Here is a 25989-nt window from a genome sequence, read left to right as displayed (position 1 = left end):
GTCGTGTGTTCAGCCGCGCTGTGCAAACGACCAGGCCAGCTGGGCCATGGGCCGTGCGGTGTCGCCTGAGGCCTTGGCCTGGGCGCTGGAGGCTGTGCCGGCCTCTACCCGCTTGGCAATGCCCTGCAGAATCGCGGCGATGCGGAACATGTTGTAGGCGAGGTAGAAGTTCCAGTCCGCGCGCAAGGCTTCGGGCGTGGCGATGCCAGTGCGCTCGCAGTAGCGGCGGATGTAGGTGTCTTCGTCGGGAATGCCCAGGGCGCCCAGGTCCAGCCCCGCAATGCCACGCCCGAGCGATGCGGGAATGTGCCAGCTCATGCAGTGGTAGCTGAAGTCCGCCAGGGGGTGACCCAGTGTGGACAGCTCCCAGTCGAGCACGGCAATCACGCGGGGCTCGGTGGGGTGGAACATCAGGTTGTCCAGACGAAAGTCGCCGTGCACGATGGATACGTGGCCCTCATCCCGCGCGCTGGCGGGCATGTTGGCGGGCAACCATTCCATCAGGCGGTCCATCTCTTCGATGGGCTGCGTGATGGAGGCTACGTACTGCTTGCTCCAACGGCCGATCTGGCGGTCAAAGTAGTTGCCAGGCTTGCCGTAGTTGGCCAGGCCACGGTCCGCAAACTTGACGGTGTGCAGCGCTGCGATCACCCGGTTCATCTCGTTGTAGATGTCACCGCGTTCAGCAGGCGTCATGCCCGGCAGGGATTGGTCCCACAGCACGCGGCCCTGCATGCACTCCATCACGTAGAAGGCACGCCCGATCACCGACTCGTCCTCGCACAGCACAAACATGCGCGGCACGGGTACGTCGGTGCCGTACAGGCCGCTCATCACCGCAAACTCGCGCTCGATGGCATGGGCCGACGGCAGCAGCTTGGCCACGGGCCCGGGCTTGGCGCGCATGACATAGCTGGCGCTGGGCGTGATGAGCTTGTAGGTGGGGTTGGACTGCCCGCCCTTGAACATCTCCACCGTCAGCGGGCCAGCAAAGCCCTCCATGTTCTTGGAGAGCCATGCGGTCAGCGCTTCGATGTCAAAAGCATGCTGATCGGAAACAGGGCGGGTGCCGACGAAATGGTCAAAGTTGCTCATGGAGGCGGATGAAAGGTCGTGCAGTCGGTGATGGGGTAGTCGGCTCAGTTGTCGGCTTCTGCGATGCGCATGAGGGCTTCGCGGTCACGCACCACCAGGCCGCCTGGCTCGATGCGGATCGCGTCTTCGCGTTCCATGGCCTTGAGCTCCTGGTTCACGCGTTGGCGTGATGCGCCCAGCAGTTGGGCCAGTTCTTCCTGCGCCAGTTGCAGGCTGATGCGCATCTCGCTGCCGTCCGACAGGCTGGGCACCCCATAGCTGCGCACCAGGTGCACCAGCTGTTTGGCCAGGCGTGAGCGCAGGGGCAATGTGTTGAGGTCTTCCACCAGCCCGAACAGCTGGCGAATGCGACGCGCATGCAGGCGCAGCATGGCTTCGTACAGCTCGGTGTGTACGGCCAAAATCTTGCGGAAGTCGGCTTTGGCCACGCACAGGATCGTGGTGTCGCCATGCGCATAGGCGTCGTGTGTGCGCCGGTCCCCGTCGAAGATCGCCACGTCGCCAAACCAGATGCCCGGCTCCACATACGTCAGCGTGATCTGCTTGCCCGAGATGGAGGTGGAGCTCACCCGTACCGCACCGCGCGCGCAGGCAATCCACTCCTCGGGTGGATCCCCACGTGCGGCAATGAGGCCGCCGTCCTTGAAGCGTTTGACGTATGCACATCGGAGGATGTCGTGGCGTAGCGAAGGTGAGAGTGATGAAAACCAGCGACCGGAGTTGATCGCTTCACGTTCTTCGATAGTAAGAATCGGGTCGTCCATGGCCTGTCTTTTGGGTGACTAGAAACAGGCCCATTGTCGCGTCAGGGACCTGTGCAATGCGTCAGGGTTGTCACCTGCGTGTCTGCGCGTAAGGGCGCGTTGGCGAGTCACTGCGATATCGCAAATACGTGATGGGGCAATAAAAAACCCCCGGCGCTGGGTGGCAGCGTGCCGGGGGTTGATGTGCCTGTGATGGTGGATCGGCCGAGGCGTTTGAGGCGCAGCGCTATTCGTAGCGCGGCACGCGCTTTTCCAGGAACGCAGAGATGCCTGCGCCGCCATTAGCGTGGTGCAGGTTTTTCACGAAGTGGTCGCGCTCCTGGCCCAGGTGGTGCGTGAGCTGGGCCTGGGGGGCTTCGTTCAGCAGTTCCTTGATGCTGGCCAGTGCATTGGGCGCACGGGCGTTGAGCTGCTCTGCCAGCGCGAGGGCCGCGTCGAGTGCGCTGCCTGCTTCGGCAACGCGGTTGACCAGGCCCATTGCGTGCAGGCGCTCTGCGCCGATGCGGTCGCCACACATGAGGATTTCGGTGGCCAGCTGGCGCGGCAGCGTCTGGGCCAGGCTCCAGCTGGCGCCGCCATCGGGCGACAGGGCCACATTGCTGTAAGCCATCACAAACACGGCATTGCGCGCCGCCACGATGAAGTCGCAGGCCAACGCCAGCGAAAACCCGGCCCCGGCCGCAGCACCTTCCACGGCCGCAATTACCGGCTTGGGATAGGTGCGGATGGTCTCGATCCAGTTGTGCAGACCTTCGATGCTCTGCGCCTGAACCTCGGGCGGCTGTTGCCGGTTGGCCAGCAGCCGCTGCAGGTTGCCGCCCGAGCAGAACATGCCGTCCGAGCCGGTGATGACCACGCTGCGGATGTCAGGGCTGCTTTCGGCCACACCCAGCGCTTCCACGCCGGCGGCGTACATCACCGGGTCGATGGCGTTGCGCCGCTCGGGGTTGCGGAGGGTCAGGATCAGGGTCTGTCCCTGGCTGGTGCTCTGGAGTTCTGCGGGCATGGCGGTCTTGGGTGAGGTGGCCGTGGTGCTGGGCGATCAGGCTTCTTCGACGTGGCTCAAGCTCAGGCCGATGGCCCCGCGCCGGCGCAGCCAGGGGCTGGGGCGGTAGCGCGTGTCACCGTACACGGTCTGCATGTTGAACAGCACCTCCAGGATGTTGGTGGGGCCCCAGCGGTCGCCCATGGCCAGCGGGCCCAGCGGGTAGCCCAGGCCCAGGGTCACGGCGGTCTCCAGGTCCTTGGGGGTGCAGATGCCTTGCTGGCAGATGTCGCTGGCGATGTTGACGATGGTGGCCACCACGCGCTGCGTGACAAAACCGCCGCTGTCACGGATCACGCTGACGGCTTTGCCATCGCGCGCAAACAGCGCATGCGCCGCGTTGCGGATGTCGACGCGCGTGGCGGGGTTGGTGGCCAGCACGCGGCGCTTGGTGGCGGCGTCATCGATCAGCATGTCGATGCCGATGGTGCGGGCCGGGTCCAGCCGCTCCACCACCGCCACGGTGGTCACGTCAAAGCCCAGCGGGGCCACCAGCGTGATGGCCTGGGGGGAGGGCGATTGACCGGTTTCGATGGTGGCCCCCAGGTCCTTGAGCAATTGGTACAGCTCGGCCCGGCGCGCAGCGCGCGGGGACACCCACACCGGGGGAATGTCGTTGACGACGGGGACGGGTGCCTCGGCGGGCACCTGGGCCACACCCTCCACGTAGCGGTAGAAGCCTTCGCCCACCTTCTTGCCTACCACGCCCCCTGCCAGGCGCTGGGCCGTGATCACGCTGGGGCGGAAACGGGGTTCGTCGTAATACTGGCGGTAGATCGATTCCATGACCGGATGCGACACGTCCAGCGCCGTCAGGTCCATCAACTCGAAGGGCCCGAGCTTGAAGCCGACCTGGTCGCGCAGGATGCGGTCGATGGTGGCGAAGTCGGCCACACCTTCGCCCACGATGCGCAGGGCCTCCGTGCCAAAGCCGCGCCCGGCGTGGTTCACGATAAAGCCCGGGGTGTCTTGTGCCTGCACCGGGGTGTGGCCCATGGCCTTGGCATAGGCGGCCAGCGCAGTGCAGATGGATGGATCGGTCTTGAGGCCCGCAATGACCTCCACCACCTTCATCAGCGGAACGGGGTTGAAGAAGTGGAACCCCGCCAGGCGTTCCGGGTGCTTGAGGGATGCGCCAATCGCCGTCACGGACAGGGAGGATGTGTTGGTCGCCAGCACCGCATCGGCGCGCACCACCCCCTCCAGTTCAACGAAGAGGGCCTGTTTGGCATCCAGCCGCTCCACGATGGCCTCCAACACCAGGTCGCAGGCCGCCAGCTCGGCCACCGTTGTGACGGGGTGCAGCCGTGCAGTCAGCGCGGTGGCTTGGTCAGCCTCGATCCGGCCCTTGGCGACCAGCTTGTTCCATTGTTCCTGCAAGGCGGCCCGGGCGGCGTCGGCGGCCCCGGGGTTGGCGTCCAGCAGAAAAACCTGGCTACCGGCCTGGGCAGCAATTTGCGCAATGCCCCGGCCCATGGCGCCGGTGCCCACGATGGCGATGTTGGGAAACTGAATTTTCATAGCGGCATTATGGCTCTGGCCTTATCTGGGACTTATGTGCAAGAATCCTTCGGACCGAAAAACAGAATTGATTGTGAAAATCCGTAACACCATTTTTGGGCCGGGATTGTGGGCGCTTGCAGCCGGTGCTTCGGCGCTGTCCCTGGGCAATGGTAGTGGTACGGTGGTGTTGGGCTCCCCGGTCGATCTCTCGTTCGAGTTGCAGCCCGACCCTGGCACCGATGTCGCGTCGTCCTGCGTCACGGCCAAGCTGGTGGCAGGCGACAACGCCATCAGCGACAGCAAGGTGCGCGTGATCCCATTGCCCGAGGTGCGTGGGCGTCCGTCGGGCGTTCGCGTGTTGGCCTCGGTATCGCTGGATGAGCCTGTACTGACCGTCACCCTGTCTGCAGGGTGCAATGGCAAGACCACGCGCAGCTACACCTTCCTTTCGGACCTGCCGACCACCGTGACCCGATCTGCCTCCGCGTCGCCGGTGGATGTGACGCGGCTTCCCTCCGCCGCCACCCGCACAGGCGCGGAGTCACAGAATTCTCCTGCCGTGGGTGGTGGCAGTTCCGCCGCATCTTCAGCAGCAACCAGCATGGCCCAGGCCACCCGGCCCAGCGACAAGGCGGCGGCACCGGCAAGGGCTGTGCGTCCGCAGTCTGCGGACCGCAGCGCGCCAGGGGCTGCAACCTCCCCACGGCCTTCAGCGCGCGTGGGCGCGGCGGCTCCCGGCAAATCAGCGGTAGGTGCTGCACCGGCCTTGCGTTCCCGTCTGGTGGTGGAGCCACTGGACACGTGGCTGGACAGCCCGGTGGCACTGCGCTCCACCGGACAACTGCCCACTGCACCGTCCGAGGAGATGTCGGCCCTGCGGGCCCAGGCCGCTGCGTTGTGGAAGTCGCTGAACACCGCGCCCGAAGATCTGCAAAAGGACAGCGAACGGCTCAAGGCCCTGGAAACAGACACAGCCGCGCTGCGTGCACAGGCCGCCAAGGACCGCGCCACGGCCGGTCAGTTGCAGCAGCAGCTGGAGCTGATGGAGCAGGAGCGGTTCCCTGCAACGGTGGTGTATGCCCTGGGAGGCCTCTTGGCCCTGGCACTGCTGGGTGTGGCATGGATGTGGTCGCGGATGCGCAGTGCGTCCGACAAGGCGGTGCGGTCGTGGCGCGATTCGGTGGCCCTGGGCGCGCGCGCTGAGGCCACATCGGCCCATGACGAGGCGCTGGGTCTGACGCCCCATCCTGGCGACACCTGGCTGCCGTCAGAAACCCAGCCCCACGCTGCCGCAGCCGGCCCCGAGCCTGGTGCAAGCCCCCTGGGTAAAGCCGCCCCGGTGGCGGTGGAGCCACGCTTTGTGGCAACCAGCCCTGCGGCCAGTGCGCCCGCCCCGTTGCAGGCCAAGGCTGCTGCCCCGTCCACGGCGCCCTCCGTGGCAGCCCACATCGTCAACCCTGAAGAGCTGTTTGACATTCAACAGCAGGCCGAATTCTTTGTCTCGGTGGGCGAGCACCAGCAGGCCATCGAGGTGCTGAAGCATCACATTGCAGAGCACCGCGAGACCTCGCCGCTGGCTTACCTGGAGCTATTGAGGCTGTACCACACCCTCAGCCGGGTGGATGAGTTTGCGCAGTTGCGCACCCAGTTCATGCAGTTCTTCAACGCACAGGTGCCGGAGTTTGCGGGCTTTCACCGCACAGGCCGCATGCTGTACCACTACACCGACGCGCTGGCCGAGATCGAGGCCGAGTGGACAACGCCTGCGGTGCTGGGCTTGCTGGAGAAATTCCTATTCCGTCGTTCGGGCGCCGAAGCGGTGGAACCGTTTGATCTGGCGGCCTATGACGATCTGCTGCTGCTTTTGGCGGTGGCGCAGACGACGCCTGCCAGTGCACGGGGGGCGCCGCCGCCCCGCAAGCGGACGACTCCGCTGGCACCGCCCCGATCCGAAACTCTTGTCGCTCCTTCAGGTCCTACCCCCGCTGCGGCGGCGCTGCACGACGACTTGCCGCTCGATTCGCTGGCCGCCAGTCTGGAGTTCGAATTTGCGATGAGGGCCCAGCAGGAGTCGGCACCTGCGCCCGCTCCGGTTGCGCCCTCCAGGCCCTCAGCGTCTGTGGGCGAGGACTCGCGGGGCATTCCACTGGATCTGGATCTGTCGGACCCTCCCCACCTCACGCTGAGCGATCTGCCCCCGGTGCCCGTGACGGCGCCGCCACCCGCAGGCCAGCCGGTCGGCTTTGGCATGGAGAACGATCTCATGGAGCTTCGCCTTGAGCTGGAGCAGATGAAAAAGCCTGACCGCAAATAGCGGGTTGCCGTCCCATCGACCGCCCCAGGGGCGGCCAAGCGGCGCGGTGATTGCTGAAGCCCCGGCCGCTGCGCTGGAGCTATTCAGCCATCACCGCATCAGCGCCATGAGCGCTGCAGCCGATGCTTCAGGGTCCGGTGCATTGACCAAGGCCCGCACCACCGCCACGGAACCCACGCCAGTGGCCAGCACCGTGGGGAACTGCTCGGCGCTGATCCCGCCAATCGCCACTTGCGGGTAGTGCCGCATCAGCCGTGCATACAAGCCCAGCCTGCCCACGCCCTGGGGCGCGGTAGCCATTTTTTTGAGGGTCGTAGGGAACACGGCACCCATCGCGATATAGCTGGGCCCCACGGCGTCGGCACGCACCATTTCGGTATACCCATGGGTGCTCACGCCCAGGCGCAGGCCGGATCGGTGGAGCGTCTGCAGCTCTTCGGCAGTGAGTGCGTCCAGGTCTTCCTGGCCCAGATGGATGCCGTAGGCGCCTGCATCGATCGCATCCCGCCAGTGGTCGTTGATGAACAACAGCGCGCCCGTGCCTTGCACGGCCTCGACGGCGGCCTGGACTTCGGCCCGGATGGCGCGGTCGTCTTCCGATTTGAAGCGCAACTGCACCGTTGGCACCCCGGCGCGTGCCATGCGGCCCACCCACTGGGCGTCAGGCAGCACGGCATACAGGCCCAGGCGCTCGGGGCACGCGGCAAACTGCTGGGCGCGCGGAAGGCGCTGCAGGCCAAAGTCCTGGGGTTCGTCGGGCCACTGCTCGGGCTGTGCGCTGCCGGTGCGCAGCTCGCGCGCCTGCCAGGCGCGGGCCAGGCATTCGGCGTCGTGGGCGATGAAACCCAGTTGACTGCAAGCCTGCAGCGCGGCCAGGTACACAGGGTCCTGCGACGTGGGTGTGGGCACGGGCTCAGGCGCAAACCCTGCAAAGGTGGCCGCGTGGTGGCTCAGGATGGCGTTCGCCAGGGCGGTGGTGTCATGCATGGGCGTGGTGCCAGAAAGGGGTGCCCAGCACGGGGGTGCTAGGCTGGGCGGCGTCTTGTGCGGCCATGGCACCGGCCAGGCGGGCTGCGCGCCCGGCGCTCACGGCATCGGCAAACGCACCGGCCATGGCCACCGGGTCTTGGGCCAGGGCCACGGCGGTGTTCAGCAGCACGCCGTCATAGCCCCATTCCATGACTTGGCAGGCGTGCGAGGGCAGGCCCAGCCCGGCATCGACCAGCATGGGCACATTCAGGCGCTCGCGCAGTGTCTGCAGCGCGTAGGGGTTGACCGGGCCGCGCCCGGTGCCGATGGGGGCGGCCCAGGGCATTACGGCCTGGCAGCCCACGTCCACCAGGCGCTGACACAGCACCAGGTCTTCGGTGCAGTAGGGCAGCACCTGAAAGCCTTCTTTGATGAGGTGCTCGGCCACGCCCACCAGGTTCAGCGTGTCGGGCTGCAGGGTGTAGTCGTCGCCGATCAGCTCCAGCTTGATCCACGGGGTGTTGAATACCTCGCGCGCCATCTGTGCGGTGGTGATGGCCTCTTGCGCGCTGTGGCAGCCGGCGGTGTTGGGCAGCACGGGCACGTTGAGCTTGCGCAGCAGCTCCCAGAAGCTGCTGCCGCTCTCGGCCGGGTTGCTACCCTGGCGGCGGAGCGAGGCCGTGACCATGGCGGGCCGGGCCCGCAGCACGGCGGCTTCGAGCACGGCGGGCGAGGGGTAGCGCGAGGTGCCCAGCAGCAGGCGGCTGGCGAACGTCTGGCCGTACAGCACCAGCGGGTCTTGGGGCGTCGGAGTGGTCATTGGATTACTATGGTTTTGATAGCTGTTGGCGTATGTTTTGTATGCGGTAGCAGCCATTTTGATTGAGTTACTGTTACCTCAGCCGCCGGTGACCGGCGAGATGATCTCCACGCGGTCGCCAGGCTGCAGGGCATGGGCGGCGTAGCGGGTGTTGGGCACAAAGGTGGTGTTCACAGCCACGGCAAATGGGGGGCGCGCTTCGATGGCGGCCACGGCATCGGCCACGGTGGCGCCTTCGGGCAGTTCGTGCGGGACTTGGTTGATCGAGATGTTCATGCAAATGCGGGGGCGGCAACGCCGGTCGGTGCGGGGGCGGTGGGCTCCAGTTCCAGCCGGAGGTCAAAACGTTCGGACAGGGTCGATTGTCCCGTGTTCAGCACCTCCAGGGTCACGTCCAGCATCGCGGGCGAGATCATGAAGCCGTGGCGGTACAGGCCGTTGATCTCCAGCACGCCCGGGCGGGTCTGGCGGATGGCGGGCAGGTTGTCGGGCAGCGTGGGACGGCACTGCGTCGCCAGTTCCAGAATCCGCCCTTCGCCAAAGCCGGGGTGCACGGCGTAGGCGGCGCTCAGCAGCTCCAGGGTGGAGCGCACGCTCGCAGGGGAGCGGTCGTCGGACTCGATCTCGGTCGCGCCGATGACGAACAGATGGTCTTCTTTGGGCGCGATGTAAATGGGGTAGCGGGGGTGCACCAGCCGGGTGGGGCGCTGCAGCGTCACGTCGGGCGCGTGGATGCGCGCCACTTCACCGCGCACGCCGCGCAGCGCGCTCCACTGGCCCTTGGCGCCCAGGCCACGGCAGTCCAGCACCCGGTCTGGCTGGCCGGGTGCGCCGGGGGTAAATGCTTCGGGCGACTGGGGCGTGTGCCAGTGCGCCCGCACTCCCAGGCGCTCCATTTCCACCACCAGGGCGGCTAGCAACTGGCGGTTGTCCAGCTGGCCCTCGCCGGGCAGGTACAGGCCCTGGTTGAAGCGGTGCGCAAGGGCAGGCTCCACCTGTTCCAGGGCGCCGCTGTCGAGCTTTTGCAAGGCGGGCAGCTCGGGCAGGCTGCGCTGGTTGTTTTCGAGCTGGCGGGTAAAGCGCTGGGCTTCGGCGGCGTCCTGGCGGTGCCACACGATCAGTGTGCCGGCCTGCTGAAAAAAAACGGGCTCCGTCAAGCCTGCCAGCAGCTCCGGCCACCGGGTCAGCGCGTGGTGGCCCATGCGCACCACGCCGGGTTCGGTGATCGCGGACTCTGCCAACGGGGCCAGCATGGCCGCGGCCACCGTAGCGGCCGAGTTCTCGGCGGCGGGGCCCCCCGCGTCATAGATGTCCACGCGGTGCCCCTGGCGCGCCAGCTCCACGGCCAGCAGACGGCCCATCAGGCCTGCGCCCAGGATGGCAAAGGAAGAAGGTTGAAGTGACATAGATCCGTCAGTGTGTCCGTGGTGTGGCAAGCGGCCATGGACAAAACGGGGTCACCGTTGATGGAAACTCCCCACGCCAGCATGACCTGGATCGGGTAGCGGGGCTCCTGCTTCGGTCGCAGTGCACAGGGTTTTGTGCAGGCCCCAGGGTATTTCTCAGTCACACGCCCAAGAACAGCATCTTGATGGCAGGACACCCCTGTTTCGTCCGGAAAATGAATTACAGCACATCCCCCATGTGCCCCGTTTTGACGTGGCGCATAGGCCATAATTTTTGCCATGATTTCACCGACGACCTCCTTGCCCTCGACGGGCCACCGCTACGCACGCGTGCTCTCCATCGCAGGGTCTGACAGCGGCGGCGGCGCGGGCATCCAGGCCGACCTCAAGACCTTCAGTGCGCTGGGCTGCTACGGCATGACGGCCATCACCGCCATCACGGCCCAGAACACCTGCGGGGTGACGGGCATCCACGGCATTCCGCCCGAGATGCTCAAGGCCCAGATCGATGCGGTGGTGCAGGACATTGGCGTGGACGCCGTCAAGATCGGCATGCTGCACTCGCCCGACGTGGTGCATGTAGTGGCAGAAGCCATTCGGACCTATCAACTGCCGCACGTGGTGCTGGACCCGGTGATGGTGGCCACCAGCGGCGACCGGCTGATTGCCCAGGAGACGGTGGCGGTGCTGGTCCAAGAGCTGTTTCCGCTGGCCGAGGTGGTCACGCCCAACCTGGACGAGGCCGGATGGTTGCTGGGGCGTCGCATCGAAGGCGTGGAGGCGCTGGAGCTGGCCGCGCAAGACCTGCTGCGGCTGGGCGCCCGCGCGGCATTGCTCAAAGGCGGGCACTTGCCGGGCGACTGGGTGGTGGATGTGCTGGCCGTACAGGGTGGTGCTCAGGGGCACCGGTTGCAGTCACAACGCATTGCCACCCACAACGGGCATGGCACGGGCTGCACCCTGTCGTCTGCGATTGCAGCCCACTTGGCGCTGGGCCTACCGCTGGAGCAGGCCGTGGAACAGGCACGGGCCTACATCTTGGGGGCCATTGCTGCCGGAGCGAATGTCACCACCGGCCGGGGCCACGGCCCCCTCAACCACGGCTACGCGCCGGTGGCACAGCGGGTGTTTCAGGCGCCATAGAGCGTCTTTTTAGGTGTTTTGAGGCGCAAGCGCTAGTCAATCATGCGCTGAGCGCTCATCTTTTTATAGTGATTGATTGGTTCAGTGTGCCTTGGGCCTCGTGGCCCAGGCCAGCACAAAGCTGAACGCCAGCGCGGGCAGGGCAGAGCCCGCATCAGGCAGCACCTTGGGCGCCAGGTGGTACACCGCGATGCCGGCCAGCCAGATGGCTACGGGCGCCACATTCACCTTGCGCGCTGTCGCCAGCAGGGCGGGTGCATCGGTGCCAAAGGCCAGACGCCCGAGGATCACTCCAAACAGCGGCACAAACACCGAGCTGAGCAGCAGCAGGAACGGTTCTAGGCTGTGCATGGGCAGCACCAGCGCCAGCCCGGTGCACAGCGCGGCCACCAGCAGGCCCCAGGCGCGCACACCCCAGCGCGGCAGCAGGCTATGGGCCGACACGGCGCCTGAATACGCATCGCCATAGGCGTTGTCCACCTCGTCGATCAGGATCAGCGACAGCGCAATCAGCCCGCCCTGGGCCAGCAGCAGCGCCTGCACCAGGTCCTGGCTGGGCAAGGTCAGTGCCACCAGCACACCCAGGCTGTAGCACCAGATGTTGGCCAGCGCATAGCCCAGCCACGTGCCGCGCAGCGCTGAGCCACCGTTCTTGCCATGGCGGGCGTAGTCGGCCACCAGTGGCAGCCACGAGATGGGCATGGCGATCACCAAGTCGAGCGCGGGCAGCACGCCCATGCCGCCGTCGCCCTTGCGCGTCCACAGCGCTTCAAAGCCTTGCGTTTGTGCCAGCGACAAAAACTGCCACGACAGCCACAGCAGCGACAACACCACCAGCGGCAGCGCAATGCGTGCAATCAGCTTGCGCACCAGCTGCACCATCGATCCGCTGATGAGCAGCATCACCACGCCGCCCCACAGCAGCGTGGCCAGTACGGGCCAGTGGGCTCCCGCCATGGCGCCCGACTGCTGGCCGATGGCCACGGTGGCATCGCGCATCACCACCAGCTCGAACGTGCCCCAACCCACCAGCTGCACGATGTTCAGGATGATGGGCAGGCTGGCAAACGTGCGGCCATACACCGCGTGCATCAGCCCGGCACTGGCCAGGCCGCTGTCGCAGCCCAGCTTGGCCACCCAGCCCAGCAGGCCCGCACCCACGATGGAACCGGCCACGATGGCGATCAGGGCCTCTTTGGTACCCAGTGCAGGCATCAGATAAGCACCCACCTGCATCACCAGCAGGCCCACGCCCAGGCTGAACCAGAGCGAGGCATGGTCATGCCACTGAAAGACGCGTCGGTCGGGGGAGACAGGGGCCAGCGCTTCGTTGGTGGCGTGCGTGGCGGGCGATGAGGACATGGAATGGCTCCGTAAGCAGATACAGAGCAGGGACCGTCCGCCAGTGCGCCCGGATGTTTCAGGGCCGTGCCGTGGCGGACTTGCTTCCCTGCGCGAGGATGATCTCAATCAGGTTCAAAGGGACTCTCTCAGTCGAAGCGGGCGGGCCCACATCGACACCCCTAGCGATAGCGCACGCTAAAGCAGCGCGCTGCGGATTGTAGTGGTGTGCGGCCGTCGCGCGCCCAGTCAGGCAGCGGTGGCCGGGGCCACGCCCAGCAACTGGTGCAGGCGCGGGCTGGTGGTGGTGTATTGCAGTGCCACCTTGTCGCCCTTGAGCGCCTCGGCCGCGCCAAAGGCGGCCAGCGTGGCCTCGTGGAAGCCACACAGAATGAGCTTGCGTTTGCCGGGGTAGGTGTTGATGTCGCCCACGGCGTAGATGCCGGGCACGCTGGTGCAGAAGGCTTCGGTGTCAACCACCAATTGTTTGCGGTCCATGGCGATGCCCCAGTCGGCGATGGGGCCGAGGCGGGGGGAGATACCCAGCACGGCCACCAGCAGGTCCAGCGCCAGGGCGCGGGTGCTGCCGTCCGTATCTACGACTTGCAATGCAGTGAGGCGGTCACCCGCAGTGTCGATGCCGGTGATCTGCGCGGCCTCGACGTGGACGCGACCTTCGTCGCGCAATTGCTGCAGGCGTTGCAGTAAGGCGTCAGGCGCCTGGAAAACGTCGCGGCGGTGCAGCAGGCTCACGCGGGCGGCTTGACCTTGTTCGGCCAGTTCCACCGCGCGGGCCACCGCGGGCTCGTCGCCGCCGTGCACGACCACGTGGCGACCGGTCACATCCACTGTCGCGGGCAGGCTCTGGTAGTGGACCTGGGTGCCGACGAACCGCTCGATGCCGTCCACTTTGAGGGTGCGCGGCACAAAAGCGCCCACGCCGGCGGCAATGAACACGCTGCGGGCCAGCAGTTGTGCGCCTTGCGAGGTTTCGACCAGCAGGCGCCCGTCCGCTTGTACGGTGAGGGCGGACACCAGCGTGTTCAGGTGCCACTGGGTCTTGAACGGCGCGGTCTGCTGAAGCAGCAGACCAGCCAGCTCGCGCCCGGTGCACACCGGGATGCCCGGGATGTCGTAGATGGGTTTGTCGCCGTACAGCTCGACGCACTGGCCCCCTGCATGGGGCAGGGCGTCGATCAAGTGGGCGGTGATGCCTTGCAGGCCCAGCTGGAAGACCTGGAACAGGCCTACGGGACCTGCGCCGATGACAACGGCGTCGGTCTCGACCATGGTGGGCGCTTGCAAAGTCTCGGTCACCAGTGGCGCGCGCGGCGGGTTACTTGATCAGTTCGTTGACCTTGCCCGGCTTGCCGTTCCACTCGTCAGCGTCGGGCAGTGCAGGCTTGCGCTTGGTGATGCTCTTCCAGCCGTCGGCAAAGGCCAGGTCGGCGTTGAGCTTGATGAAGGCGATCTGGTCGGCCGGCAGGTCTTCTTCGGCAAAGATGGCGTTGGCCGGGCACTCGGGGATGCAGACGGCGCAGTCGATGCATTCGTCAGGGTCGATGACGAGCATGTTCGGGCCTTCGCGGAAGCAGTCCACGGGGCACACGTCCACACAATCGGTGTACTTGCACTTGATGCAGTTTTCGGAAACGACGTGGGTCATGACAGGAGTTGTGTGGGTCGGTGAAAACCCTCGATTTTAGAAGCTTTCACCGACCTTTGGTTACAGGGCCCCTTGCTGCGAAGGGGTGTCTCGGGCGTGCGGAGGCTGATCTGGGTCAGTGGCCCATCAGTTGACCAGCACGGCGCCCGCAGTTTTGTGGCTGGCGGTGTCCACCAGGATCAGCGATCCGAGCACGCGGGCCTGGGTGAACGGCGCAGCGGGAATCGCCTCTTGCAGCAGCAGTTCCACATGGCCGATGGCGTTGGGGTCGAGCTGCGTGGCAGCTTCTTCGGCCAGCGTGTTGATGTTGAGCTTGTGCACCACGGCCTTGACCTTGGCCTTGACCCAGCGGTGGCCATGCAGCGCCCAGTACACGCGGCCCGCGACCAGGGGCTCGTCGTCCATCCAGGCGATGGTGGTGCGCAGCTCGCGGCTGGCGGGCCAGGCCGGGGCGGCAGCGGGTGTGTCGCCAAAGTCGTCGTCGGCAACCGGCGCTGCAGCAGCCGTGGGCGCGGCCAGAATCCAGTCGCCGCGCGATACGTCCACCTCGCGGTCCAGGATGATGCCGGCGCTGGTGCCTGCGGGCACGTCCTTGGGGCGGCGGGCGTGGTCCAGCACCTGGGCCACGGTGGCCAGCTGGCCGCTGGGGAAGATCTGTACGGCGGTGCCGGGCGCAAAGCGGCCTGCGGCCACGCGGCCCCAGAACACGCGGCGGCCCTGGCTGGTGTCCGACGAGGACGAGAACTTCTCGACCCACTGCAGGGGGAAGGCTGGTGCCAGCGCTGTGTCGGCTGGGGTGTTGGGCAACTCTTCCAGCACTTGCAGCAGCGTGGGGCCGGTGTAGCCGCACCAGCCGGCATGGGCATCGACCACGTTCCAGCCCTTGAGGGCGGACACTGGCACCGTGGCACGCACGGTAATGCCGGCGGCCTTCGCAAAGGCATCCAGGGCGCCTTGGATGTGCTTCCAGGCCAGCGCGGGGTCTTCTACCGCGTCGAGCTTGTTCACGGCAAACACCAGCGAATGCACGCGCAGCAGGTGCACCAGCAGGCTGTGGCGGCGGGTCTGCGGCAGCAGGGCCAGGCCGGGGTTTTTCCAGTCGAGCTTGGTGGCATCGACCAGCACCACGGCGGCGTCGGCGCTGCTGGCGGCCGTGACCATGTTGCGGGTGTACTGCTCGTGGCCGGGCGCGTCGCCGATGATGAACTTGCGCTCTTCGGTGGCGAAGTAGCGGTAGGCCACGTCGATGGTGATGCCCTGTTCGCGCTCGGCGGAGAGGCCGTCGGTCAGCAGGGCCAGGTCGGTCTCGCCCTGGCGCTGTACGCCGGCCAGATGGTCTTGCAACACGGCCTTGCTGTCCACCAGCAGGCGGCCAATCAGCGTGCTCTTGCCGTCATCGACGGAACCACAAGTGATGAACTTGAGGGCGGAGATATGGTCGTTTTGGCTGGTAGCGCTAGTGTTATTTGCGCTGGCAGCTATTGAATTGATAGCGGTCATCAGAAATACCCGTCCTTCTTGCGCTTCTCCATCGAAGCATCCGATGTCTTGTCGTCCATGCGCGTGGCGCCGCGCTCGCTCACGTCGGCGGCCAGGGTCTCGATGACGATCTCGGCCGGGGTGGCGGCGGTGCTCTCCACCGGTGCGGTGCAGGTGATATCGCCCACGGTGCGGAAGCGCACGTCGCGCGTTTCCACCACCTCGCCATCGCGCGCGGGGGTCAGCTCGGTCACGGGCATCAGCAGGCCCTTCTTGTCCACCACCTGGCGCTTGTGCGTGTAGTAGATGCTGGGCAGGCCGATCTGCTCGCGGTCGATGTACTGCCACACATCCAGCTCGGTCCAGTTGCTGATGGGGAACACGCGGAAGTGCTCCCCGGGCTGCAGGCGGGTGTTGAACAGCGTCCACAGCTCGGGGCGCTGGGCCTTGGGCTGCCATTGGCCGAAGCTGTCGCGGTGGCTGAAGATGCGCTCCTTGGCGCGGGCCTTTTCTTCATCGCGGCGGGCGCCGCCGATGAGGGCGTCAAAGCGGAACTCTTCGATCGCTTCGAGCAGCGTGACGGACTGGTGCACATTGCGCGATTCGCCGGGGTGGGCCAGGCGCACGGTGCCGCGCGCCATGGAATCTTCCACGCTGCGCACGATCAGCTCCGCACCCAGCTCCTTCGCGCGGAAGTCGCGGAAGTCCGTCACTTCAGGGAAGTTGTGGCCCGTGTCGATCATCAAGAGCGGGTAAGGAATGCGGCCCGCGCCAAACGCCTTTTCGGCGCACTTGAGCATGACCAGCGAATCCTTGCCGCCCGAAAACAGCAGGGCGGGGCGCTCGAAAGCGGCGGCGACCTCGCGCAGGATGAAGATGGTTTCTTCTTCCAGGGCGTCGAGGTGCGAGTTGTTGAGGTGATAGCTCATATCGTTGGTTTTCTCAAGCAGCGCTGAGTCGGTGCGGGCGTTCATGGTCGGGCCTGGGGGTCAGTGGGCGAGGTGCAAGCCGCACTCGCGGTTGTCTTCACCCTTGGTCGGGTCCACGTAGTCGAAGTTGTTGGGCAGGCCGTGCTTCACGCAGTATTCGTACAAGTCTTTGGACGACCAGTGCAGCAGCGGCGCTACCTTGATGAGCCCGTCGGGGTTGATGCTCACGGGGTCCATTTGGGCGCGCACGGCGGTGTCGGTAGCACGCAGGGCGGTGAACCAGACTTCGGGCGCGGTCTCGCGCAGGGCGCGGGCAAAGGGTTCGAGCTTCACTTCTTCGGTGAAGGCGGCGTGGCGCGGGTCGTCCAGCGCGGGCGTGGGGCCGTCCACAGCTTCACGATGGGCGCGCGAACGCAGGGGCAGGTAAATCTTGAGGTTCAGGCCCAGTTGCTTGGTCACCTCGTCGGCAAAGCGGTAAGTGGCTTCGGTGTTGTAGCCGTTGTCCATCCACACCACGGGGACGTCAGGGTTCACCTGAGTGACCATGTGCAGGATAACGGCTTCAAAAGGCCGAAAGTTGGTGGTGACGATGCTGGTCTTGCCCAGGCCCAGGGCCCATTCCACCAGGGCGGGCGCGTTGCGGCCCAGGTCGGCGTTGATACTTGCGAGATCGATGTGACTCATGGTGAGGGGCTCGTGTTTCGGTGCGGTGCGCCTGTCAGGCGGCCTTGGCGGCAAACAGGGGTTGGGGGTTCACGGCGTCGCCCTGGTAGAAGCCGGGGAAGCGTTCAAACTGGCGCTGCGCATCGGCAGCGTCCACGCCCTCGCGCAACACAGCGCTCGAAAAGCCGGTGCGCTGCATCTGCACCAGCTGGTCGATCAGCACATCACCGGTGGCGCGGATTTCGCCCTTGAAGCCACGGCGGCGGCGCAGCAGGAAGGCCTGGCTGAACGCGCGGCCGTCGGTGAAGTTGGGGAAGTGCAGGTCCACACGTTCCACGCCTTCCAGCGGCAGGGCCAGGGCGTCGGCATCGTTGGCCAGCGCCACCGCGCGGGCGTCGCCTTCTGCCGGGGGCTGGTGTTCGTGGGATGCGAGAAGTTTCAGGTTCATCATCGTTCCGGGATCAGGGGCAGTGCGGCTTCAGGCCGTGGCCAGGGTTTCGTCTTTGTGGCGGGCGAGCTTGGCGGCTTCCTTGAAGGGGTCGAGGCCGGTGCGGCGCACGGTGTTCTGGAAGGTCTCGCCGCTTTCGCGCAGGTCGCGGTAGGTGTTCAGCACGGCCTCGATCACGTCCGGCACTTCGGCGGCCGAGAACGAGGGGCCAATCACCTTGCCGGCCACGGCAGCGCCCGACAGGTCGGAACCATCCGAGCCGCCCAGCGTGACCTGGTACCACTCCTTGCCGTCTTTATCGACGCCCAGGATGCCGATGTGGCCGCTGTGGTGGTGGCCGCAGCTGTTGATGCAGCCGCTGATGTGCAGGTCGATTTCGCCAATGTCGTCCAGCTCGTCCAGGTCCTGGTAGCGCTGGGTGATGGCCTCGGCAATCGGCAGCGAGCGGGCGTTGGCCAGCGCGCAGAAGTCGCCGCCGGGGCAGGCAATCATGTCGGTGAGCAACTGCACGTTGGCGCTGGCCAGGCCCAGGGCCTTGGCTTCTTGCCACAGGTCGAACAGGCGGCTGGCGTGCACCCAGGGCAGCAGCACGTTCTGGTCGTGCGTCACGCGGGCTTCACCGGCGGAATACTTGTCCACCAGGTCGGCCAGGGCGATAAGCTGGTCGCTGGTCGCATCGCCGGGCGACTGGCCGGGGCGCTTGAACGACAGCGTTACGGCGCGCAGTTGCGGGTTCTGGTGCGGGTGCACATTGCGCTGCAGCCAGCGGCCAAACATCACGTGGTCTGCGGCCTGTGCGTCCAGCTGTGCTTGCAGGGCCTCTGGCGCCACATCGGCAATGTCAGCCAGCTTCGGTGCCACAAAGCAGGCGGCCACGCGGTCAAATTCGGCCTGCGGGATGGTGTGGGGGCCGCCGTCGATCTCCAGAATCTGGCGGTATTCGGCTTCCACATCGTCGATGTACTGCTGGCCTTCGGACTTCACCAGAATCTTGATACGGGCCTTGTACTTGTTGTCGCGGCGGCCGTGCTCGTTGTACACGCGCACGATGGCCTCGATGTAATTCATGATCTGGTTCCAGGGCAGGAACTCGCGGATCACGGTGCCAATCACCGGCGTGCGGCCCATGCCACCGCCCACAAACACCTTGAAGCCGATCTCACCCGCATCGTTCTTGACCAGGTGCAGGCCCACGTCGTGCCAACCGGTGGCTGCGCGGTCGTCCTTGGCGCCGGTGATGGCGATCTTGAACTTGCGGGGCAAGAACGCGAACTCGGGGTGCAGCGTGGACCACTGGCGGATCAGCTCCGCATAGGGGCGCGGGTCCACGATCTCGTCCACGGCGATGCCTGCCAGCGCGTCGGTGGTGGTGTTGCGGATGCAGTTGCCGCTGGTCTGGATGCCGTGCAGGTTGACGCTGGCGAGCAGGTCCATCACATCCGCGCTCTTGGACAGCGGAATCCAGTTGAACTGCACATTGGTGCGGGTGGTGAAGTGGGCGCAGTTCTTGGGCAAGAAGGTGGTGCCCAGCTTGCCCTGGCCTTCCATGGCGGCCTTGAAGACGGCGGCTTCGGGCTCGTCGTATTCGCGGGCAATCTGCGCCAGCACGCGCAGCTGGCGGCTGGCGATCTCGCCGTAGGGCACGGCCACGCGCAGCATGGGGGCGTAGCGTTGCACATACCAGCCGTTTTGCAGGCGCAGGGGGCGGAAGTCGTCCTCGCTCAGCTTGCCCGTCTGCCAGCGCGTGAGCTGATCACGGAACTGCGCGGCACGCTGTTGCACGAACTGGGTGTCGAAAGCGGTGTATTGGTACATAGGGGACTCAGATCAGAATCAGTTTGAAGCCTGCCCAGGCCAGCAAAAGGGACAAGGCGGAGCGAATCAGGCGCTCAGGCGTGCGGGTGACCAGGCGCGAGCCCAGCCAGATGCCCGGCAGCGAGCCAGCCAGCAATTGTGCAAGCAAAGGCCAGTCCACCGAGCCCAGCGAGGCATGGCCCAGGCCCGCCACCAGGGTCAGCGGAACGGCGTAGGCGATGTCGGCGCCGATGATGCGCGGCAGCGGCAGCAGGGGGTAGACCAGCAGCAACACCGTGACGCCGATGGCGCCCGCGCCTACGGAGGTGAAGGTGACCAGCGTGCCGATGACGGCGCCCAGCAGCACGGGCAGGCTCCAGTGGCGCGGGCGGGTGGCGTCGCCGGTGTGGGCCTTGCGTGCGGCGTTTTGTGCGGCCTGGCGCTGGGCAGAGAAAACAATGGCCTTGTAGAGCGTGGCGGCGGCCGTGAGCAGCAGGGCAAAACCCAGCGTGGTGGTCATGATGCGCTGGGCGGTGGCGCTGGCCGGGCCCAGGGTATGCAGCGCCCACAGCGCCAGCAGGGCGGCAGGAATGCTGCCTGCGCACAGCTGGCCCACCACTTTCCAGGGCACCAGACGCTGGCGGGCCAGGCTGACGGTGCCGCCCATCTTGGTGAAGGCTGCAAACAGCAAATCGGTGCCCACGGCCATGTGGGGCTTGATGCCGAAGAAGAAGATCAGGATCGGCGTCATGAGCGAGCCGCCACCCACACCGGTCAGGCCCACGATGAGCCCAACGGCAAAGCCCGCAAAAACAAACGCCAATTCATGCATGGCGGCGAATGTAGAGGGGCTTCTTATGGATGCAAACTATTGTTTTGCTCTGCCAATATGTCGATTTGTTTATAAGTAAGGATTGGCGCGGGCTGGCAGGGGGGATGCTGGAGCCGCCCGCCGTGCTGGATCTATTGCAGCCGCTCGGTGCCCAGCGCTTTGGCTAGCCGCGCATCCAGCGGCAGCGGCTCGCCCTGCAGCCGGGCCGCGAGCAGTTCGCCGCACAGGAGCGCAAGCGTCAGCCCGCGCGCGCCCATGGCCGTGCTGGTCCACAGGCCCGGCAGCTGGGCTGCATCCACCGGGCCCACGATGGGCAGGCGGTCGGGCGCTGTGCAACGCACGGCGGCCCAGGTGCGCAGGGCGGGGGGCTCCCCTGCGGCGGGCTGTAGAGCCGGGGCGTTCAGTGCCTGGGCGAACAATGGTTTTAGCTGGGGGGCGATGCCGGGCAGCAGGCCCTGCAGCTTGGCCCAGTTGGTGGCGTGGGCGGCTTGGATGTCGGTGGCGCTGGGCGGCAGGGCCTGCACATCGCGCTCAAAGGTGGAGCCCATCACCCAGCCCTGGTCGCCATCGGCTTGATCGCCCAGCGGGAACCGGGGCACCAGGTTCCCATTGCCGTTGGCCGGGAACGGAATCCATGGCCGCAGGAGCGCTGCCGGGTCGGCATGTTGGCCCCACGACACCTGCCCGCGCACCGGCTGCAGGGGCCAGCGGTGGTTCAGCAGGGCCAGGCTGCCTGCGCCTGCAGCAATGACCACGGTGGGCGCCTCGGCCAGCACCTGGCCCTGGGCATCGAGTGCCTGCCAGGTGGTAGTGGCGGGGCCGTGCGCAGTGGAGGCTGCTTCCACACGCCGCAACTGGGCCACTGCGCAATTCCCCCGCCATTGAATGCCGGGCTGGCCCAGCAAGGCCTTGGCCAGGCGCGCCGGGCGCACCCAGCCCGCCTGGTGGTGCCAGCAGGCCGTCGCGTCAGGCGGCAACTGGGCGGCTGCCAGGGCAGCAGATGGCGCAGGCTCGCTCCAGGCGGCGCCCGGCCCCTGGGTCCAATCGGGCGACAGGCCGGGGCTGCCGTCGGTGCGGTGCTCCAGCACGCCGCTGTGCGCCCAGTCCACCCCCTCATTCAGCAGCCAGCGGGCCTGCTCGAGCGTGGTGCGGATGCCGCTGCGCGACAGGCGCGACAGCACGCTGTCGTCGGGCGACACATGGGGGGCGAACACACCGGCGGGCAGGGCCGATGCGCCCGCAGCGGGCTCAGCGGCCTGGTCCAGCACCTGCACCTGCCAGCCGCGCCGGGCCAGGCTGGCAGCGGCGGCGGCGCCCGCAATACCGCCACCGATCACGATGCAGGGGCCGGGCGGGGAGGGGGGCGGCGCCGCCTCTGCTTGGCGTGAGGTGCGCGGTTCCCAGCGCGGGTTGAAGGTGGCATGCAGGTTGTCGCGCTTGGGTGGCACGCCGGGCACGCGGGTCACTTCAAAGCCACATTGCGCCAGGGCATCACGCACGGCACGCGCGATGGTCCAGGTGGCCAGGCGGGTGCCGCGCCGACAACAGCGTGCCACGGCCTTCAGAGTGTGCAGGTCCCAGCTGTCGGGGTTGCGCTGGGGACTGAAGCCGTCGAGGTAGATGGAGTCCACCGTCAGGTTCTGCTGGCGCAGCATGGCCTGGGTGTCGCCCACGTACAGGGTGAGCAGCACCCGGCCTTCATCAAAGCGCAGCCGGTGCACGCCCGGCAGCAGGCCCCACCATTGCTGGTGCAGTGCTTCGGCCAGCGGCGCCAGCTCGGGGTGGACCGAGGTGGCGCGCAGCAGGTCGGCCGCGCTCACGGGCCAGGCCTCGGTCGATACGAAGTGCAGCAGCGTGGGGCGCTGCGGGTCGGCCCGCCAGGCCGCCCAGGTCACCAGGAAGTTCAGGCCAAAGCCAAAACCGGTCTCCAGAATGCGCCATTGCGACTGCCCGGCCCAGGCCTCGGGCAGGCCGCAGCCGTGCAAAAACACACGGCGGGCCTGGTCCAGGCCACCGTTTTCACTGTGGTAGCGGTCGCCGAAGCGGGGGCTGTAGGGGGTGCCGTCGGGCAACCAGTCGATGGGCTCAGACATGGGGTGGGGACTGGAGGTTTGCGGCGCTTGCATCGCCCTTGACCTGCGTCACTGGCGCGGCCCAGGCCAGGGCAGCCAAGCAAGGGGCGCCCCGCAGCGAGGGCTGAGTCTCCCTGCCCGTAGCGTGCAACGCTACGAGAGCGGGGGGAAGCGGCGTAGCCGCTCAGGGGGGTGCTCTTTATTTACGCGCTGGGCGGGACGTAGCCCGCCGCAGCGTCTGCGCCCCACCAAAGAAATGGTTTTGGCGAAACCACTTTTTGCAGCGCTGCACTTCGCGTCGCTCCGTTACGCGCTGGGCGGGACGTAGCCCGCCGCGGCGTCTGCGCCGCTGCCAAAAAAGTGGTTTTCCATCTGGCGTGCCAAATACTGGCGGGCACGGGCATCGGCCAGGTTCAGCCGGTTTTCATTGACCAGCATCGTCTGGTGCTTGAGCCAGCCCGCCCAGGCTTCCTTGCTCACGCTTTCCCAGATTCGTTTGCCCAGTTCGCCGGGGTAGGGCGGAAAGTCGAGGCCTTCGGCTTCCTTGCCGAGCTTGATGCATTGAACGGTGCGTGCCATGGGAATTCCTTGAAGTGGGGGCGAGCGAAAAAGGCTTCGCTCAGATGATTTGGATATTAAGAACTGAAATCTCAGTAGTTCCAGTTTTGAAGAGGGCCTTCCAGAATGCGTTCCATCGGTGTTTTGCACCGCAACACATTCATAAAAGAGGCCCTTCCATGAACTTTCGCCGCGACTTTATCAAGTTTCCTTTTGCCGCTGCCTTGGTGGGCAGTTTGGCCCTGACGGCATTGCCGTCGTTTGCACAGTCTGTGACGCTGCTCAATGTGTCGTACGACCCGACCCGCGAGCTGTATGTGGAGTTCAACCAAGCCTTTGCCAAGCACTGGAAGGCCAAGACGGGCCAGGACGTGACCATCAAGCAAAGCCACGGCGGATCGGGCAAACAGGCGCGCTCCATCATCGACGGGCTGGAAGCCGATGTGGCCACGCTGGCCCTGGCGGGCGACACCGATGCCCTGCATACCAATGGCGGCTGGATTCCCAAGGACTGGCAAAAGCGCCTGCCGCACAACAGCTCGCCCTACACCTCCACCATCGTGCTGGTGGTGCGCCAGGGCAACCCCAAGGGCATCAAGGACTGGGACGACCTGGTGCGCCCCGATGTGAAGGTGATCACGCCCAACCCCAAGACCTCCGGCGGCGCGCGCTGGAACTACCTGGCCGCGTGGGAATTTGCCAAGCGCAAATACGGTGGTGACGCCAAGGCCAAGGACTTCGTGGCCAAGCTGTATGGCAACGTGCCCGTGCTCGACACTGGCGCACGCGGCTCCACCATCACGTTTGCGCAGCGCAACCAGGGCGACGTGCTGATTGCGTGGGAGAACGAGGCCTACCTGCTCGAAAAAGAGTTCGGCACCAAGTTCGATGTGATCGCCCCGTCGATCTCCATCCTGGCCGAGCCCGCCGTGTCGGTGGTGGACAAGAACGTGGACAAGAAGGGCACCCGTGCCGTGGCCGAGGCCTACCTGCAGTACCTGTACACCGAAGAAGGCCAGGACATTGCGGGCAAACATTTCTACCGCCCCGCCGTGTCTGAAAAGGCCAAGGCCAAGTACGCCAAGCAGTTCCCCAAGCTGAACCTGTTCACCATCAACGACGCGTTCGGTGGCTGGGACAAGGCGGCCAAGGACCACTTTGCGGACAACGCCAGCTTTGACCAGATCTACACCCGCAAGTAGGTAAGCCAGCCAGTCCACCCGCCTTTCGTGTGCGGGGGGATGGCGCCCCGTCTCCGTGCAACAAGCCAGGCCCCAGCGGGCCGGGCGGGGCGTTGCTCGCCCTTTTTGAATGAAAACAGGCTCAAGCGTTAGTCAAACATGCGCTGACAGCTATCAAAACCATAGTATTCAAGGAATCCACACCATGTCCGCCTTGCTCATCGCCGGCAGCCCCTCGGAGCGCTCCCGCTCCGCCGCCTTGCTCGACGCCGTGGCCCAGCGCCTCTCGGTGCGCGGTGCGCTGGTGGACCGCATCCACATCCGCGACCTCTCGCCCCAGGCGCTGCTGCTGGCCGACTTTGGGCACCCCACGGTGGTCAGCGCCATCGACCAGGTGGCCGATGCCAGCGTGCTGGTGGTGGCCACCCCCGTCTACAAGGCGGCGTACAGCGGCGTGCTCAAGGTTTTTCTGGACCTGCTGCCGCAAACCGCCCTCAAGGGCAAGACCGTGCTGCCCTTGGCCACGGGTGGCAGCCCGCACCACATGCTGGCGCTGGACTACGCGCTGCGCCCCGTGCTGCAGTCGCTGGGCGCCAAAAGCATCCTGCCCGGCATCTACGCCACCGATGCCCAGGTCACGCTGACGCCCGAGGGCACCTACCACGTGCAGGCCGACATTGCCGCCCGGCTGGACGATGCGGTGAACGTGCTGGTGACCGAAACCCTGCGCCCATCACCCGCCCAGGCCACGCGGTTTGCGCCGGTCAACTTCGCTGACGTGCGATGTAGCGTCTGACGCAGGCCCGGCGCTGCGGCAGTCCCGCAGTGCCAGCGCCACCTTCCTTCCCCTTCATTTATTTCCATTTTTGATTTTTGCTGCGCCGGGTGCGCGGGCAGGGCGGTGTGCCGCCTGCTGTCAGCCCGCCCGGTGCTCCCCTCACCCGATTTGCTGCTGGAACCTGCACCATGAACGAACTGAACCGCTTTTCCCTGCAACGCCGCCACCTGCTGGCCGCCAGTGCTGCCACTGCCGCTGCGGCAGCGCTCCCTGCTACCTCTTGGGCCCAGTCCTCCGGCGCGCCCCGCGTTCTGCGCGTGGGCCACCAAAAGGGCTGGCTCTCCATCCTGAAGGGCCGCGGCACGCTCGAAAAGCGCCTGGCCCCGCTGGGTGTCAAAGTCACCTGGACGGAATTCAACGCCGGCCCCGTGCAGCTTGAAGCGCTCAACGTCGGCTCCATCGACTTTGGCGACGTGGGCGAAGCCCCACCCATCTTTGCCCAGGCCGCAGGCGCGCCGCTGGTGTACGCCGGTGCCACCGTGCCTCGCCCCGCGCTGGAGGCCGTGATCGTGCCCAAGGACTCACCCATCCGCAGCGTGGCCGACCTCAAGGGCAAGCGCGTGGCCTACAACAAGGGCTCCAACGTGCAGTATTTTTTGGTCAAGCTGCTGGAGAAACACGGCCTGAAATACGCCGATGTGCAGTCCGTCTTCCTGGCCCCGGCCGACGCGCGGGCCGCGTTTGAAAAGGGCGCGGTCGATGCCTGGATCATCTGGGACCCGTTCCTGGCCGCCGCGCAAAAGACGCTCGACGCCCGCCTGCTGGCCGACGCCACGGGCGTGGTCAACAACCGCGCCTACTACTTCACCTCGCGCGACTTCGCAACCAAGAACTCCGATGTGCTGCGCATCGCGATCGAAGAGGTCAACGCCATCGACACCTGGGCGTCCAAAAACAAGGAAGCCGCCGCTGCCGAGCTGTCGGCCGTGCTGGGCCTCGACAAATCCATCACCGAGCTGTACCTGAACCGCGCCCGTTTCGGCACGGCCCCGGTCACGCGCGAGATCCTGGCCGAGCAGCAATCGATTGCCGACACCTTCTTCGACCTGAAGCTGATTCCCAAAAAGCTCAACCTGCTGCACGCCGCGCCGGTCGATCTGCTGTAACCGCCTTTGCCCAAGGAGCTGCC

The 25989-nt window shown here is 66.2% G+C and carries 24 protein-coding genes and 1 riboswitch; of the genes, 5 read left to right on the top strand and 19 right to left on the bottom strand.

The features are described from left to right. Positions 1-9: 9 nt before the first annotated feature. From ACODSM_RS16830 to ACODSM_RS16815, 4 genes are all read right to left on the bottom strand, one after another. Entirely contained in the window at positions 10-1095 is a 1086-nt protein-coding gene (locus tag ACODSM_RS16830; RefSeq protein ID WP_209819336.1) for a phosphotransferase, read from the bottom strand. A gap of 44 nt (positions 1096-1139) precedes the next feature. Then, the gene (locus ACODSM_RS16825; protein WP_015013747.1) at positions 1140-1859 is read right to left on the bottom strand and encodes a Crp/Fnr family transcriptional regulator; all 720 of its coding nucleotides are present in this window, start codon (positions 1857-1859) and stop codon (positions 1140-1142) included. A 226-nt stretch (positions 1860-2085) separates the two neighbouring features. Next, the gene (locus tag ACODSM_RS16820) at positions 2086-2865 is read right to left on the bottom strand and encodes an oxepin-CoA hydrolase, alternative type (RefSeq protein WP_488806239.1); all 780 of its coding nucleotides are present in this window, start codon (positions 2863-2865) and stop codon (positions 2086-2088) included. A gap of 36 nt (positions 2866-2901) precedes the next feature. Further along, positions 2902-4425, bottom strand: a complete 1524-nt coding sequence (locus tag ACODSM_RS16815) for a 3-hydroxyacyl-CoA dehydrogenase (RefSeq protein WP_422849337.1) — start codon at positions 4423-4425, stop codon at positions 2902-2904. A 73-nt stretch (positions 4426-4498) separates the two neighbouring features. On the opposite strand from ACODSM_RS16815, the gene ACODSM_RS16810 reads away from it, so the two are divergent. Then, on the top strand, positions 4499-6721 hold the full coding sequence (locus tag ACODSM_RS16810; protein ID WP_488806237.1) for a hypothetical protein: 2223 nt from the start codon (positions 4499-4501) through the stop codon (positions 6719-6721). Between the two features lie 90 nt (positions 6722-6811). Here ACODSM_RS16810 and ACODSM_RS16805 read toward each other — a convergent pair whose 3' ends face one another. From ACODSM_RS16805 to thiO, 4 genes are all read right to left on the bottom strand, one after another. Continuing rightward, a complete protein-coding gene (locus ACODSM_RS16805) occupies positions 6812-7708 on the bottom strand; it encodes a thiamine phosphate synthase (protein ID WP_488806235.1) in 897 nt (298 codons plus the stop codon). After that, positions 7701-8510 carry a thiazole synthase gene (locus tag ACODSM_RS16800; protein WP_015013752.1) on the bottom strand — a complete coding sequence of 270 codons (810 nt, stop codon included), beginning with the start codon at positions 8508-8510 and terminating at the stop codon, positions 7701-7703. The genes ACODSM_RS16805 and ACODSM_RS16800 overlap by 8 nt, the downstream gene beginning before the upstream one ends. 78 nt (positions 8511-8588) lie before the next feature. Then, positions 8589-8786, bottom strand: coding sequence for a sulfur carrier protein ThiS (gene thiS, locus ACODSM_RS16795; protein ID WP_015013753.1), 198 nt, complete (start codon positions 8784-8786; stop codon positions 8589-8591). After that, a complete protein-coding gene (gene thiO, locus ACODSM_RS16790) occupies positions 8783-9916 on the bottom strand; it encodes a glycine oxidase ThiO (protein WP_488806232.1) in 1134 nt (377 codons plus the stop codon). The genes thiS and thiO overlap by 4 nt, the downstream gene beginning before the upstream one ends. A gap of 279 nt (positions 9917-10195) precedes the next feature. On the opposite strand from thiO, the gene thiD reads away from it, so the two are divergent. Continuing rightward, positions 10196-11059: a bifunctional hydroxymethylpyrimidine kinase/phosphomethylpyrimidine kinase gene (gene thiD / locus ACODSM_RS16785; RefSeq protein WP_476017781.1), complete on the top strand. Its 864-nt coding sequence runs from the start codon at positions 10196-10198 to the stop codon at positions 11057-11059. Positions 11060-11140: 81 nt separating this feature from the next. Here thiD and ACODSM_RS16780 read toward each other — a convergent pair whose 3' ends face one another. From ACODSM_RS16780 to ACODSM_RS16730, 11 genes are all read right to left on the bottom strand, one after another. Further along, positions 11141-12421: a purine-cytosine permease family protein gene (locus tag ACODSM_RS16780; protein WP_488806230.1), complete on the bottom strand. Its 1281-nt coding sequence runs from the start codon at positions 12419-12421 to the stop codon at positions 11141-11143. A 68-nt stretch (positions 12422-12489) separates the two neighbouring features. Continuing rightward, positions 12490-12594: riboswitch (TPP riboswitch) on the bottom strand. A 55-nt stretch (positions 12595-12649) separates the two neighbouring features. Further along, a complete protein-coding gene (locus tag ACODSM_RS16775; RefSeq protein WP_488806228.1) occupies positions 12650-13690 on the bottom strand; it encodes an NAD(P)/FAD-dependent oxidoreductase in 1041 nt (346 codons plus the stop codon). A 46-nt stretch (positions 13691-13736) separates the two neighbouring features. After that, positions 13737-14066: a ferredoxin FdxA gene (gene fdxA, locus ACODSM_RS16770; protein WP_008904181.1), complete on the bottom strand. Its 330-nt coding sequence runs from the start codon at positions 14064-14066 to the stop codon at positions 13737-13739. A gap of 126 nt (positions 14067-14192) precedes the next feature. Further along, positions 14193-15566, bottom strand: a complete 1374-nt coding sequence (locus ACODSM_RS16765; protein WP_488806226.1) for a sulfate adenylyltransferase subunit 1 — start codon at positions 15564-15566, stop codon at positions 14193-14195. Then, the gene (cysD, locus tag ACODSM_RS16760; protein ID WP_488806224.1) at positions 15566-16519 is read right to left on the bottom strand and encodes a sulfate adenylyltransferase subunit CysD; all 954 of its coding nucleotides are present in this window, start codon (positions 16517-16519) and stop codon (positions 15566-15568) included. The genes ACODSM_RS16765 and cysD overlap by 1 nt, the downstream gene beginning before the upstream one ends. 15 nt (positions 16520-16534) lie before the next feature. Further along, entirely contained in the window at positions 16535-17158 is a 624-nt protein-coding gene (locus tag ACODSM_RS16755; protein WP_488806222.1) for a phosphoadenosine phosphosulfate reductase domain-containing protein, read from the bottom strand. A 34-nt stretch (positions 17159-17192) separates the two neighbouring features. Further along, positions 17193-17579, bottom strand: coding sequence for a DUF934 domain-containing protein (locus ACODSM_RS16750; RefSeq protein ID WP_209819849.1), 387 nt, complete (start codon positions 17577-17579; stop codon positions 17193-17195). 36 nt (positions 17580-17615) lie between these two features. Further along, positions 17616-19400, bottom strand: a complete 1785-nt coding sequence (locus ACODSM_RS16745) for a nitrite/sulfite reductase (RefSeq protein WP_488806220.1) — start codon at positions 19398-19400, stop codon at positions 17616-17618. 7 nt (positions 19401-19407) lie between these two features. After that, entirely contained in the window at positions 19408-20211 is an 804-nt protein-coding gene (locus ACODSM_RS16740) for a sulfite exporter TauE/SafE family protein (RefSeq protein ID WP_015013763.1), read from the bottom strand. A 131-nt stretch (positions 20212-20342) separates the two neighbouring features. After that, entirely contained in the window at positions 20343-22304 is a 1962-nt protein-coding gene (gene mnmC, locus ACODSM_RS16735; protein WP_488806218.1) for a bifunctional tRNA (5-methylaminomethyl-2-thiouridine)(34)-methyltransferase MnmC2/FAD-dependent 5-carboxymethylaminomethyl-2-thiouridine(34) oxidoreductase MnmC1, read from the bottom strand. 285 nt (positions 22305-22589) lie between these two features. After that, positions 22590-22862: an oxidative damage protection protein gene (locus tag ACODSM_RS16730; protein WP_015013765.1), complete on the bottom strand. Its 273-nt coding sequence runs from the start codon at positions 22860-22862 to the stop codon at positions 22590-22592. 158 nt (positions 22863-23020) lie between these two features. Between ACODSM_RS16730 and ACODSM_RS16725 the strand changes: the two genes are divergently transcribed. From ACODSM_RS16725 to ACODSM_RS16715, 3 genes are all read left to right on the top strand, one after another. Next, positions 23021-24043, top strand: a complete 1023-nt coding sequence (locus ACODSM_RS16725) for a sulfate ABC transporter substrate-binding protein (protein ID WP_488806216.1) — start codon at positions 23021-23023, stop codon at positions 24041-24043. A 184-nt stretch (positions 24044-24227) separates the two neighbouring features. Then, positions 24228-24818 (top strand): NADPH-dependent FMN reductase, encoded by a 591-nt coding sequence (gene ssuE / locus ACODSM_RS16720; RefSeq protein ID WP_060984826.1) that lies wholly within the window; start codon positions 24228-24230, stop codon positions 24816-24818. A gap of 170 nt (positions 24819-24988) precedes the next feature. Next, entirely contained in the window at positions 24989-25966 is a 978-nt protein-coding gene (locus tag ACODSM_RS16715) for a sulfonate ABC transporter substrate-binding protein (protein ID WP_488806213.1), read from the top strand. Positions 25967-25989: the final 23 nt, after the last annotated feature.

The organism is Acidovorax sp. FG42, assembly GCF_057809195.1.
Note: the sequence above shows the minus strand (reverse complement) of the source record. Positions and strands in the feature narration are given on the sequence as shown.